The sequence below is a fragment of the Streptomyces sp. NPDC057287 genome (assembly GCF_042667905.1).
Classification (GTDB): Bacteria; Actinomycetota; Actinomycetes; order Streptomycetales; family Streptomycetaceae; genus Streptomyces.
Map to the genome: position 1 here is coordinate 1 of NZ_JBHUYV010000012.1, position 11,281 is coordinate 11,281.

The 11,281-nt window shown below is 70.4% G+C and carries 11 protein-coding genes and 1 pseudogene; 4 read left to right on the forward strand and 8 right to left on the reverse strand.

From position 1 onward, the window contains the following. A pseudogene (locus tag ACFUNE_RS22935) lies at positions 1–263 on the reverse strand (xylose isomerase); the annotation flags it as partial. A gap of 269 nt (positions 264–532) precedes the next feature. On the opposite strand from ACFUNE_RS22935, the gene yicI reads away from it, so the two are divergent. After that, positions 533–2,770 carry an alpha-xylosidase gene (gene yicI, locus ACFUNE_RS22940; protein ID WP_383571034.1) on the forward strand — a complete coding sequence of 746 codons (2,238 nt, stop codon included), beginning with the start codon at positions 533–535 and terminating at the stop codon, positions 2,768–2,770. Positions 2,771–2,916: 146 nt separating this feature from the next. On the opposite strand, the gene ACFUNE_RS22945 is transcribed toward yicI, so the two are convergent. Beyond that, positions 2,917–3,294 (reverse strand): hypothetical protein, encoded by a 378-nt coding sequence (locus ACFUNE_RS22945; protein ID WP_383571037.1) that lies wholly within the window; start codon positions 3,292–3,294, stop codon positions 2,917–2,919. A 283-nt stretch (positions 3,295–3,577) separates the two neighbouring features. Between ACFUNE_RS22945 and ACFUNE_RS22950 the strand changes: the two genes are divergently transcribed. Beyond that, positions 3,578–4,201, forward strand: coding sequence for a histidine phosphatase family protein (locus ACFUNE_RS22950; protein WP_383571040.1), 624 nt, complete (start codon positions 3,578–3,580; stop codon positions 4,199–4,201). A gap of 6 nt (positions 4,202–4,207) precedes the next feature. Here the strand turns inward: ACFUNE_RS22950 and ACFUNE_RS22955 are convergent, their stop codons facing one another. Both ACFUNE_RS22955 and ACFUNE_RS22960 read right to left on the reverse strand, forming a co-directional pair. Then, on the reverse strand, positions 4,208–4,414 hold the full coding sequence (locus ACFUNE_RS22955; RefSeq protein WP_383571042.1) for a DUF397 domain-containing protein: 207 nt from the start codon (positions 4,412–4,414) through the stop codon (positions 4,208–4,210). Then, positions 4,398–5,243: a Scr1 family TA system antitoxin-like transcriptional regulator gene (locus ACFUNE_RS22960; RefSeq protein ID WP_383571044.1), complete on the reverse strand. Its 846-nt coding sequence runs from the start codon at positions 5,241–5,243 to the stop codon at positions 4,398–4,400. Before ACFUNE_RS22960 ends, ACFUNE_RS22955 begins: the two co-directional genes overlap by 17 nt. Positions 5,244–5,437: 194 nt before the next feature. On the opposite strand from ACFUNE_RS22960, the gene ACFUNE_RS22965 reads away from it, so the two are divergent. Both ACFUNE_RS22965 and ACFUNE_RS22970 read left to right on the forward strand, forming a co-directional pair. Next, positions 5,438–6,517 carry a lytic polysaccharide monooxygenase gene (locus ACFUNE_RS22965; protein ID WP_383571047.1) on the forward strand — a complete coding sequence of 360 codons (1,080 nt, stop codon included), beginning with the start codon at positions 5,438–5,440 and terminating at the stop codon, positions 6,515–6,517. A gap of 224 nt (positions 6,518–6,741) precedes the next feature. Continuing rightward, positions 6,742–8,436 (forward strand): LCP family protein, encoded by a 1,695-nt coding sequence (locus ACFUNE_RS22970; protein WP_383571719.1) that lies wholly within the window; start codon positions 6,742–6,744, stop codon positions 8,434–8,436. Positions 8,437–8,524: 88 nt separating this feature from the next. Here the strand turns inward: ACFUNE_RS22970 and ACFUNE_RS22975 are convergent, their stop codons facing one another. The 4 genes from ACFUNE_RS22975 to ACFUNE_RS22990 all read right to left on the reverse strand — a co-directional run bounded on the left by ACFUNE_RS22975 (position 8,525) and on the right by ACFUNE_RS22990 (position 11,150). Beyond that, positions 8,525–9,163 carry a class F sortase gene (locus ACFUNE_RS22975; protein ID WP_383571050.1) on the reverse strand — a complete coding sequence of 213 codons (639 nt, stop codon included), beginning with the start codon at positions 9,161–9,163 and terminating at the stop codon, positions 8,525–8,527. A 64-nt stretch (positions 9,164–9,227) separates the two neighbouring features. Next, positions 9,228–9,959: a hypothetical protein gene (locus tag ACFUNE_RS22980; RefSeq protein ID WP_383571053.1), complete on the reverse strand. Its 732-nt coding sequence runs from the start codon at positions 9,957–9,959 to the stop codon at positions 9,228–9,230. Positions 9,960–10,194: 235 nt separating this feature from the next. Continuing rightward, the gene (locus tag ACFUNE_RS22985) at positions 10,195–10,830 is read right to left on the reverse strand and encodes a hypothetical protein (protein ID WP_383571056.1); all 636 of its coding nucleotides are present in this window, start codon (positions 10,828–10,830) and stop codon (positions 10,195–10,197) included. After that, positions 10,797–11,150: a hypothetical protein gene (locus tag ACFUNE_RS22990; protein WP_383571058.1), complete on the reverse strand. Its 354-nt coding sequence runs from the start codon at positions 11,148–11,150 to the stop codon at positions 10,797–10,799. The genes ACFUNE_RS22985 and ACFUNE_RS22990 overlap by 34 nt, the downstream gene beginning before the upstream one ends. Between the last annotated feature and the right edge of the window lie 131 nt (positions 11,151–11,281).

Below are 11,281 nucleotides of genomic sequence, written 5' to 3' on the forward strand. Positions count from 1 at the left end.
ACCTTCATCCCGGTCCGCTCCAGCGCGTCCTTGAACCGGCCGACCAGCCGGGCACGCTCCGCCTCGGAGGACCCGAACGGAATCAGGTCGTCGTCATGGAAGGTCACACCGTGCGCGCCGAGCTCCGCGAGCCGCTCCACCGACTCGACCGGGTCCAGCGCCGGACGCGTCGGCTCACCGAACGGGTCATTGCCACGCCAGCCCACCGTCCACAGACCGAAGGTGAACCTGTCCGCAGGGGTGGGAGTGAAGCGGTTCGACATGGGGCTGCCTCTTGTCGACATGGGCCGGTACGGCTGCACTGCCGCCCGACCGATTTGTTGGCTGGCAGTACTAATACGGCATCCTGCCGTTTGTTTCCAGACCGTTCCCGTGACATCCCTGTCACATAGGGGCATCACGGCGCTCCTGCAAGGGCGTGAGGGCCCCTGATGGGCGCTGTCTCAAGGCGTTCCGCGCCATCGTCGAAGCGCTTCGAAAAAATTTGTTTTGTGTACGATCAAAATCAGGAACCCACAGGAACGGACCCCCCATGAAGTTCACCGACGGCTTCTGGCAGCTGCGCAGTGGTGTGCACGCCTCGTACGCCACCGAAGTCCGCGATGTCCGCCTCGACGACGACCGTCTCGCCGCCTACGCCGCCGTCAAGCGCGTCGAGCGCCGCGGCGACACGCTGAACGCCCCGCTGATCACCGTGGACGCGTACGCCCCGGCCGAGGGCGTCATCGCGGTGCGCCTCACCCACCTCGCGGGCAAGCGTCGCAAGGGACCCGACTTCGAGATGCCGGGCGCCGCCGCGCGGTCCGCGGCCACCACCACGACGCAGGGCGCCACCGCCGAGCTGACCAGCGGGCCGCTCACCCTGCGGCTGCCCACCGAGGGCGCCTTCGGCCTGGAGTTCCTCGACGGGGACGGCCGGGTCCTGACTTCGGCCGGCCGCAAGGGCAGCGCGTTCGCCACGGTCGAGGACGGCGGCCACCACATGCTCGCCCAACTCGCCCTGGGTGTCGGGGAGACGGTCCACGGGCTCGGCGAGCGCTTCACGCCGTACGTGAAGAACGGCCAGACCGTCGACATGTGGCAGGCCGACGGCGGCACCAGCAGCGAGCAGGCGTACAAGAACATCCCCTTCTACCTCTCCTCGCGCGGCTACGGCGTCTTCGTCAACCACCCCGGCAAGGTCTCCTTCGAGGTCGGCTCCGAGGCCGTCGGCCAGGTGCAGTTCAGCGTCGAGGACCAGACCCTGGAGTACTTCGTCATCGCGGGCCCCACGCCGAAGGACGTCCTCGCGCGCTACACCGCCCTCTCCGGCCGCCCGGCCCTCCCGCCGGCCTGGTCGTTCGGGCTCTGGCTGACGACGTCCTTCACCACCTCGTACGACGAGGCCACCGTCACCTCCTTCGTCGACGGCATGGCCCAGCGCGGGATCCCGCTGAGCGTCTTCCACTTCGACTGCTTCTGGATGCGCGAGTACCAGTGGTGCGACTTCGAGTGGGACCCGGCCGTCTTCCCCGACCCGGAGGGCATGATCGCCAGGCTCAAGGACAAGGGCCTCAAGATCTGCGTCTGGATCAACCCCTACATCGGGCAGAAGAGCGCCCTGTACGAGGAGGGCGCACGCGAGGGCTACTTCGTGCAGACCCCCGGGGGCGACATCTGGCAGTGGGACAAGTGGCAGGCCGGCATGGCGCTGGTCGACTTCACCAACCCCGCGGCCACCGCCTGGTTCCAGAGCAAGCTGAAGGTCCTCCTGGACCAGGGCGTCGACGGCTTCAAGACCGACTTCGGCGAGCGCATCCCCACGGACGTCGTCTGGCACGACGGCTCCGACCAGGAACGCATGCACAACTACTACACGCACCTCTACAACAAGGCCGTCTTCGAGCTCCTGGAGACGGAACGCGGCCAGGGCGAGGCCGTCCTCTTCGCCAGGTCGGCCGCCGCCGGCGGCCAGCAGTACCCGGTGCACTGGGGCGGCGACTGCTGGTCCTCCTTCGAGGCCATGGCGGAGTCCCTGCGCGGCGGCCTCTCACTTTCCCTGTCGGGATTCGGCTTCTGGAGCCACGACATCGGCGGCTTCGAGGGCACGCCCGACCCGGCGGTCTTCAAGCGCTGGCTCGCCTTCGGCCTGCTCTCCTCGCACAGCCGTCTGCACGGCTCGTCGTCGTACCGCGTGCCGTGGGAGTTCGGTGACGAAGCGGTCGACGTGGCACGGCAGTTCACCCGGCTCAAGCACCGCCTCATGCCGTACCTGTACGGCGCCGCAGTCGAGACCCACCGCACGGGCGTCCCGACGATGCGCCCCCTGCTCCTGGAGTTCCCCGACGACCCGACGGCCCGGGTGGCGGACCGCCAGTACCTGCTGGGCCCGGACATCCTGGTCGCGCCCGTCTTCTCCGAGGACGGCGCCGTCGAGTACTACGTCCCCGAGGGCACCTGGACCCACCTGCTGACGGGCGACACGGTCACCGGCCCGGTCTGGCACCAGGAGACGCACGGCTTCGACAGCCTGCCGCTGCTGGTCCGCCAGGGCGCGGTCCTGGCGCTCGGCGCGGACGAGTCCCGCCCCGACGGTGAGTGGCTCGACGGCCTCGAACTCCGCGTGTACGCCCCTGCTGGGACGGGTGACTTCACCCGCACCGTGACCGTTCCCGACCGCACGGGCGCGGTGGCGGCGACCTACGAGGTGGTCCGCGAAGGCGGTGAGGTCCGCGTCACGACGGACACGGACCAGCCGTACACGGTCACCGTCGTGGGCGAACAGGCCTGACCCGGCCGGGGCCCCTGGACGAGCACCTGAGCGCCCGTACGAAGGCACTCAGGCCGCCCGCGCAGGCGCCCCGGCAGCTCCCGCCCCCGGAGCCGTCTCGCGACGGATGCCTCCGGCAGCCCTTGCTGCTCCACCCACCGGTCAGCTCACCAGATGAGGACCCCGCCCCCCACCGCGAGCGCTCGCCGCGCCGCATCCTCGACGTTCGCCAACCGGTCCGACACCGCGTCGTGGTAATCCGTCCGCGTCTGCCCGGCATCGATGCTCGCAGCGATCATCCCCAGGTTCCCGCTGAGCAGGGCGCACTCCCGCAGGAGCGCGGGCACCTGCTCGGGCTGGACCTGCACGTCGGCGTCAGTCAGGACCGGGAAGAAGGCTGCGCCGACCGAACGCACCGCTTCCGAGCCCCACACGCGCGTGCGCCAACTCTCGAAGCCGGCCGAGTCGTCGCACCCGTCAGGGACGTCCAGCACCTCCCTCCTGCCGTCCGCGCCGACGAGGAAGACATCCACCGACAGACTCATGGGCGCAGTGGATCACGGCGGCGACGCGATGGTCCACAGAGTGCGCCACCGTCGTGCCTGCGGCCGGTGCGGATGGCGCCTCACTCGCAGGGGTGATGCGGGGAGCCGCCACGCGGTACAACCTTGGACGAGGTCCACGGGCGTGCGGCTCGCCCCGCCGTACGGAGAGCGTCCTTCTGGGGCGAGCCGCCCCGCGCTGGGCCGGGCGGAATGCGATCGTGAGCCGGCAGGTTGGCACCAGAGGCACACACGTACGAGTACGGCGCACAGAGCGGAAGCATCCATGGGCGAGTTGATCCTGATCCGGCACGGCGAGACCGAGTGGTCCCGGTCCGGGCAGCACACGAGCTGGACCGACCTGCCCCTGACCGAGCTCGGCGAGCGGCAGGCCCGCGCGCTCGTCCCCCTCCTGGAGGAACGGGAGATCGGGCTCACCCTGGTCAGCCCCTACCTCCGGGCGCGCCGCACCGCCGAACTGGCGGGCCTGACCGCACCGCGCGAGACCCCCGACCTGCGGGAGTGGGACTACGGGGCGTACGAGGGTGTGACCACGGTCGACATCCGCCGCACCCGCCCCGACTGGAACCTCTGGACCGACGGCGTCGCCCCGGGCCCCGAGGAGCACCCGGGGGAGAGCCCGGACGAGGTGGGAGCACGCGCGGACCGGATCCTGGCGGAGGTGGCGGCGGCCGCGTCACGTCTCGGGGAGGCGGACATCGCCCTGGTGGCCCACTCGCACTTCCTGCGTGTGCTCACCGCGCGCTACCTGCGGCTCACCCCCGCGAGCGGGGAGCTGTTCCAGCTCGCCACGGGCGCGGTCTCGCGCCTCGGCACGGAACACGGCAAGCCGGTCGTGAAGGCGCTCAACATGGCGCTTCCGGAGCGGCTGTTCAACGCCATCGGCTGAGCGGCGTCAGAGCACGCCCGTTTTGAGGGCCCGCACGAACGGCGTCCACCCTGCGGCGGTGAAGCCGAGTGCCGGGCCCTCGGGGGCCTTGCTGTCGCGTACGGGGACGAGGCCGGGAAGGCCGTCGGCGACCTCGACGCAGTTTCCGCCGTCGCCGTTGCTGTAGGACGACGTACGCCACGTCGTTGAGCACAGGTCACGAGAGGTGAGCATCTGTCGCATGGTCCTTCGCAGCCGACTTGATCAGGGACAGTGATGCTTCCGGTGACAATGCGGAAGCCCTGGCCAGATCGTATGCGGAAGAGATTTGCTCGACCAGCGCGCCGTCCTCGACGAGTTGGCCGCTGTACGCCGTCTCCGTGTAGGCGGCGGGAGGCGCGTCGGGGAAGTGCATCAGCGTGACGGCCGAGTCCAGCAGCGGTGTCGCCCCTGCGGAGAACGGCAGAACCTGGACGACCACACGCGGGCGCGCGCTCGCCTGGGCGTACAGGTGATCGAGTTGCTCGGCGATGACGGCGGCCCCGCCCACCGGAGTGCGGATCGCCGCCTCATGGACGATGACCCAGAGAACCGGTGGCGCGGGGGAGTCGAGCAGCAGCCCCCGTTCGATGCGGGTGCGCACGTGGGCGTCCACGACGTCGTCCGACGCGTAGGGGTGAGCGGCGCGGGTCAGCGCGCGGGCGTACGACTCGGTCTGCAGCAGACCCGGGATGACCATGGATGAGTGCTCCGCGATGGAGACGGCCCGTAGCTGAAGCTCCGCCGCGTCCGCGAAGTACCCCGCCACCTTCGATGTCCGCGCCAGTCGGCACAGCCGCTGAAGGTGCTCGCCGCTGCCCAGCAACTCGTCCAGGGCGCGGGAGATCTCCGCCTGCGGCCGTCGCTCGGCCGCTTCGAACAGGCCGATGTACGTGCCCGAGCAGAACGCCCGCTCGCCCAGCTCGTTCTGGGAGAGGCCCGCCGCCTCGCGCAGGCGGCGGAGCTCCGCGCCGTAGAAGGCGCGGGGGTTCGCGTAGGGGTCCAGATCCTTCGGCAGAGGCATGCTCCGGACGGTATCGATTACCCCGCCCCCGTATGCGGTGCATCGGGTAACGGTCACCCGGACGGGTGGGGAAAGCCCTTCCGCGCAAGGCGTTTACAGGGTGTGGACCCGGCGCTAGCCTCCGCTGATGGGAGCGCTCCCAAGCTTGCACCGAATCCCGGCCCACCCGGCGCCGCAGCGAAGGGACGTACATCGTGATCCATCTGTCCAGCCACCGATTACTGGCGGGCACCCGCCGAAGAGCCGTGCTTCTCACCCTGCTCGCCCTTCTCACCACCGTCCCCGCCCTCGGGCTGGTCGTCACCACGGGCGAGAAGGCAGAAGCGCACGGCACGCCCATGAAGCCCGCCAGCCGCACCTTCCTGTGCTGGCAGGACGGTCTGACGGACACCGGTGAGATCAAGCCGGTGAACCCCGCCTGCAAGGCCGCCGCACAGGAGAGCGGGACCACCCCGTTCTACAACTGGTTCTCCGTGCTCCGCTCCGACGGCGCCGGCCGCACCCGCGGCTTCGTGCCCGACGGCCGGCTGTGCAGCGGTGGCAACAACAACTTCACCGGCTTCGACAAGCCGAGCAACGACTGGCCGGTGACCCACCTGACCGAGGGCTCGACCATCGACTTCTCGTACAACGCCTGGGCTGCGCACCCGGGATGGTTCTACGTCTACATCACCAAGGACGGCTACGACCCGACGCAGCCTCTGAGCTGGTCCGACATGGAGGAGAGCCCCTTCGTCTCGGTCGACCACCCGCCGCTGAACGGCAGTCCGGGGACCGTCGAGGCCGACTACAGGTGGACCGGCGCGCTGCCCGACGACAAGGACGGGCGCCACGTCATCTACGTGGTCTGGCAGCGCTCCGACAGTCAGGAGACCTTCTACTCCTGCTCCGACGTGGTCTTCGACGGCGGCAACGGAGAGGTGACCGGGGTCAAGGACGGTACGTCCACCACCCCGACCGAGCCTCCGCCCGGTGCCTGCACCGCCACACGCGGCACGACCGGCAGTTGGAGCGGCGGCTACCAGTCCCAGGTGACCGTCACCAACTCCGGCACCGTGCCGATGCTCGGCTGGATGGTGGAGTGGACGCAGCCGGCGGGGCAGCGGGTCGCGAGTCTCTGGAGCGGGGCGATGACGGCGCAGGGGCAGGAGGTGATGGTCCACAACGCGGGCTGGAACGGCTCGCTGGACCCCGGTGAATCCACGGCCTTCGGGTACGTCACCGAGGGCGGAGCACCGGACCCGCTGCTGGAGCTCGGCTGCAGGGTCGGTTAGTCGCAGGGCGGTCGCGGTCGGCGCCCCTGGTGAGGCGTCGGCCGCCGATCACGGGCAACCATGCACATACACGCGTCATGTGATGGATCCTCAGGAAGGATTGTGAATGCTTCCCGAAGGTCGGCGAAATGTTGTGGAGCCCCTTGAACCGTGCGGAGCCTCGCTAGTATGGCGCGTCGAACACCTAGGCGACTCGTGTGGCACCTGACGGGGGACTGGACGGCATGGACGCGCAGACCTACGGAGGGACGGACGACGTCGACCCCGCGGACCAGTGGGTGATGAACCCCGAGACAGGAGCGTACGAGCTCCGCCTGGACGGCCCTCCGGCACCTCGTCCCCACCGCGGCGTCAACGCCGACTCCGCTTCCGCGGACCGTACCCCTCCCGCACCTGCACGCGTTCCCCGCCAGCGCGGCCGCCACAACGCACCCGCCCCGGGAACCCCGCACGTCTCCGGCCGCCGCAAGCGCAAGCAGCGTGGCAGGAGGAAGGCGCTGCTGTGGGCCGGGGGCACACTCTCGTTGGTCCTCGTCGGGACGTCGGCGTACGCCTACTACTGGTACGACCGCCTCGACGGGAACATCAGCACCGTCGACATCGGCGATGTGGGGAGTGACACCGTCCTGGGGGACGGACCGGTCAACATCCTGATCATCGGTAACGACGTACGCGTCGGCAAGGGCAACGAGGCCTACGGGAACCGGAGCAACGTCACCGGCCACGCCGACACCACCCTCCTCTTCCACATAGCCGAGGACCGCTCCAACGCGACCGTCGTGAGCATCCCCCGGGACCTCATGACCAGGATCCCGGACTGCGAGACCGTGCAGCCGGGCGGCTCGGCCAAGGTCATCGCCGGCTCGGACGTCCCCACCAGGTTCAACGAGTCCTTCGGGGTGAACGGCCGGGATCCGGGCTGCACCATGCGGACGGTCGAGGACATCACGGACCTCGAGGTCGACCACTTCATGATGTTCGACTTCAACGCGGTCAAGACGCTGTCCACCGCGGTCGGCGGCGTCAAGGTGTGTCTGAAGGCGCCCATCAAGGACCTCGACGGAGGGACGGACCTCGATCTTCCGGCCGGGGAGAGCCGGATCGCGGGCGAGGACGCGCTGTCGTTCCTCCGGAACCGCCACGGTCTCAAGAACGAGAGCGACCTCGACCGGATCGAGATGCAGCAGCAGTTCGTCGCGTCGATGATGCGGCAGCTGAAGGAGGACACGCTGAGCAGTCCCACGAAGATGCTCGACGTCGCCGAGGCGGCCACCAAGGCCCTCACCGTGGACAAGGGGATAGGCAGCGCCGCCAAGCTCGTCACCCTCGCCAGGGAGCTCGGCAAGATCGATCTGAAGAACATCACCCTGATGACGGTGCCCGTGGTGGACAACCCGGCCGAGCCCACGCCCGTCACCGTCGTCCTGCACCCGGTCGAGGCGCCGAAGCTCTTCGGCATGATGCAGGGCGACGTGTCCTTCACCGAGGTGAAGAAGAAGCAGAAGGCGGCCAAGGACAAGCAGGCGGCGCTGCTCGAAGGTCCTCGCGCGGAGGCTTCCGCCGTGCGCGTCGACCTCGCCAACGGCGGTGCTCCGGCCGGGTCGGCGAGCGCCGTGCTGAGCTGGCTGCAGAACTCGAAGGGCGTGTCGAAGTCCAGCAACGTCGGCAACGCACCGAAGGCCGTGGCGAAGACGACACTGGACTACGCGCCCAACCAGGCCGATCAGGCCCGCGCACTCGCGGACCTCATGGGCCTGCCCGCCTCGGCGCTCCGGCCAGGTACGGCGGACGCCGCCGGGACCGAGCCGATGACGCTGGTCCTCGGAGGGGACTTCAAGGGGGCCGGCACCCCGGTCGCCCCGCCGAAGAAGGTGGACGTCAAGCAGTCCAGGGCCGACGACGACGCGTGCGGGACGTAGCCGCACCGGTGCGGACGCACGCACGGCAGCACGAACGGCCGGTACCTCGCCCCCGAGGTACCGGCCGGTTCCGTGTGGCGTGCCCGGATCAGGCCGCCTTCTTCTTGAGCGAGGTGAGGTGGGCGAAGACGACGACGTTGGCGGAGTACCCGCCCTTCTTGTCGAAGCGTCCACCACACGTCAGGAGCCTGAGCTCCGGACGGCCGGTGGCCCCGTACACCTTCTCGTCGGGGAACTTGTCCTTCGTGTAGGTCTTCACCTCGTCGACGGTGAAGACCGCGGTCCGCCGGTCGGCCCGGGTGACCTTGACCGTGTCACCCCGGCGCAGGACGTTGAGATTGAGGAAGATCGCGGGGCCCGTCGCGGTGTCCCGGTGGCCGACGAGCAGGGACGTTCCCGCCTCCCCGGGGGACGGGCCCTTCCGGTACCACCCCACCTGCTTGGGCCTGCTCAGCGGAGGGGCGCCGAGCCGGCCCTTCTTGTCCAGGTCGAGGCCGGTGACGGGAGCCTCGATGAAGATGGCCGGGATGGCGACCTTCACCGGGCGGGAATGCACCAGCGGGGCGTGCGAGGCGGGCACCTTCTCCTGCGGCTTGTGCGGCGCCCGCCGGAACGGCGGTGCCCCGCCGCCCGCGGCGTCGCTGCCGCGGGCGGCGGTGACCGACGAGGCGTCATCGGGCGAGTCCGAGCTCGCCCACACGATGCCGGTCACCAGCGAGAAGGTCACACAGAGGGTGATCGTGAGCCGGCATGCGCGGCTCGGACCCCGTCGTCGCCGTCGGCCGCGCGTGTCAGGCCTCGTTGCGGGCACGACGGCGTGCGGATCGGCGGACCATGATCAGCCCCGCGATTCCGGCGGCACCGGCGACCACGGCGGCCGAGGTCCCGATGTTCGAACCGCTCTCGGAGCTGACGCCCTCCATCTCCGGGACGCCGCCACCACCGGCGGGCACCGCGCCGGACGGCTTGTCGTAGATCTCGGCGGTGGCCTTCTCGCTGCTCTTCTCGGCGCCCTTGTCCGCCTGGGTGCCCGACTCGGACGACTCCCGGCCGCCGGCCTCCTCGCGGCCGCCGCCCTGCTCGCGCTCGCCGCCCTGTCCGCCGCCCTGGCCGGGCCGCGAGCAGTCGACCTCGAAGCTCTTCGACTTCGGGACGGGTCCGGCGGTCCAGGTCAGCTGGTACGTGCCCTCGGGAAGCAGGTACTCCTGGCTGCGGGCCTGGCCGTTCGCGAGCGGGAGGGTGTTCGTCAGCGTGTTCCCCGGAGGCCGCTCGGTGATCGTCCACACGAGCTGCGGAAGCTCCCCGAAGTTGCTCGCCACGAGAACGAACTGGCAGACCTCCACGCCGTTGCGGTCACCGCGCGAGTGCCAGCTGACGGAACGGATGTCGATGTCGCCGCTCTCGCCGAGGGCGAGGGCGGCCGGGGCTCCAGCCACCAGGGTGGCGCCCGCGACGGCGACCGCGGCAGCCACCTTGGTGCCCGTACGGACGCTGCGGGAGCGGAGGGAAGCGGAAATACGCATGCTGGGCTCCTTCAAGCCGAGATGATTGTCGTACTGATCACCTGATCGCCTAAGAGATGACATGGATCTTCCAAAGAGTGTGCCGGGACACCGCAAAAAGGCGCAAAAGTACCCTGACTAGCCGATAGCGGGCGCCGAACAGGCCGATGAAGAGCGCCCGGAGACCGGTGAACCGCAGGACGGGCCGCCCCGGCGTGCGGGCGGCCCGTCCTGCGGTGCGGCAGCTGAGAGCGGATCAGGAATCAGCCGCTACGCCCCGGCGGCGCCGGTACACGGCCACCACGGCGCCGGCAGTGACCCCGCCCGCGGCGACCGCGGCCCAGATCCCCGGGCGTGAGAGGGACCGGTAGGCCGGGGAGGGCGAGGCGTCGAGCGGGATGACGGCGGTGTCGTTGCCGGGAGTGCGGTCGTAGGGGTTGTACGTCCGGATGGTGCCCCGCGCGCCCGGCACCTGCCGGTCTATGCGGACCAGGAAATCGATGGCGGTCGTCCCGTCGTCCTCGCGGGCCCACGAGAAGGCGTCGCCGCCGATGTCGCAGACGAAGGCCCCGCCCGTCCGCTCCGGCCGCTCGCACCCCCACTCCCGGTCGCTGTCCTCGAAGGAGTACGGAACGGAAGTGACCGTGGTGCCCTCCGGCGGGACCACCTCGAAGCGGCCCGTCTCCTCGTCGCCCCGCGGCCGGCCGGGCCCCAGGTCCCGTACCCCGAGCCGCACCCGCACCGTGTCGCCGACGCGTCCACGGACCGTACCGGTGACGGGCCGGTAGTCGGCCTGGACCGTGGTGTCCACCGCGACGGTGGCGGTGCCGCCGGTGAACCGGCCGTGCTCCGCGCCGGTCAGGGTGACCGGGGCTCCCGTGCCGCGCACCATGTCGCCGGCGGGCTCCTCCGGGTCGGCCGACCAGCTGTAGGACAGGGTTCGAGCCCCGAGGCGTCCACCACCACCTCGATGTCGCGGGCCGGTTCCCTGTTGCCGGGAACGACGGCGACGGGCACCTCGAAATCGTCGTTCGCCCCGTCGGCGCCCTCGTCCGCGTTGTACACGACCACCGTGCGCGGGACGTCCTTCAGGGTGAGCGCGACCTCGTCCGAGGCGGTCGCCGGCGCCGGTGCGAGCATCAGGGCGAGGAAGGTCGCGAGGCCGGCGGTCACTGCCGCCGCGCGTCCGCAGGACCGTGTCCGTGGGGGCATGCGGAGCACTATGCCACCGGGGGGGGGGCCCCCCCCCCGGGGGGGGGCGCCCCCCGCCCGGGAACAACGGACGCTAGCCCGGGGGGGAAGAGCCGACGTCCGCCCCCGCGCCCGCCGCCAGGGGCCCCCCC

Excerpts from the sequence above, each read along its gene's own strand:
- ACFUNE_RS22980 (WP_383571053.1), bottom strand. The coding sequence starts at position 9,959 with ATGCGTATTTCCGCTTCCCTCCGCTCCCGCAGCGTCCGTACGGGCACC.
- ACFUNE_RS22950 (WP_383571040.1), top strand. The coding sequence starts at position 3,578 with ATGGGCGAGTTGATCCTGATCCGGCACGGCGAGACCGAGTGGTCCCGG.
- yicI (WP_383571034.1), top strand. The coding sequence starts at position 533 with ATGAAGTTCACCGACGGCTTCTGGCAGCTGCGCAGTGGTGTGCACGCC.
- ACFUNE_RS22985 (WP_383571056.1), bottom strand. The coding sequence starts at position 10,830 with ATGGTGCGCGGCACGGGAGCCCCGGTCACCCTGACCGGCGCGGAGCAC.
- ACFUNE_RS22990 (WP_383571058.1), bottom strand. The coding sequence starts at position 11,150 with ATGCCCCCACGGACACGGTCCTGCGGACGCGCGGCGGCAGTGACCGCC.
- ACFUNE_RS22945 (WP_383571037.1), bottom strand. The coding sequence starts at position 3,294 with ATGAGTCTGTCGGTGGATGTCTTCCTCGTCGGCGCGGACGGCAGGAGG.
- ACFUNE_RS22970 (WP_383571719.1), top strand. The coding sequence starts at position 6,742 with ATGGACGCGCAGACCTACGGAGGGACGGACGACGTCGACCCCGCGGAC.
- ACFUNE_RS22960 (WP_383571044.1), bottom strand. The coding sequence starts at position 5,243 with ATGCCTCTGCCGAAGGATCTGGACCCCTACGCGAACCCCCGCGCCTTC.
- ACFUNE_RS22955 (WP_383571042.1), bottom strand. The coding sequence starts at position 4,414 with ATGCTCACCTCTCGTGACCTGTGCTCAACGACGTGGCGTACGTCGTCC.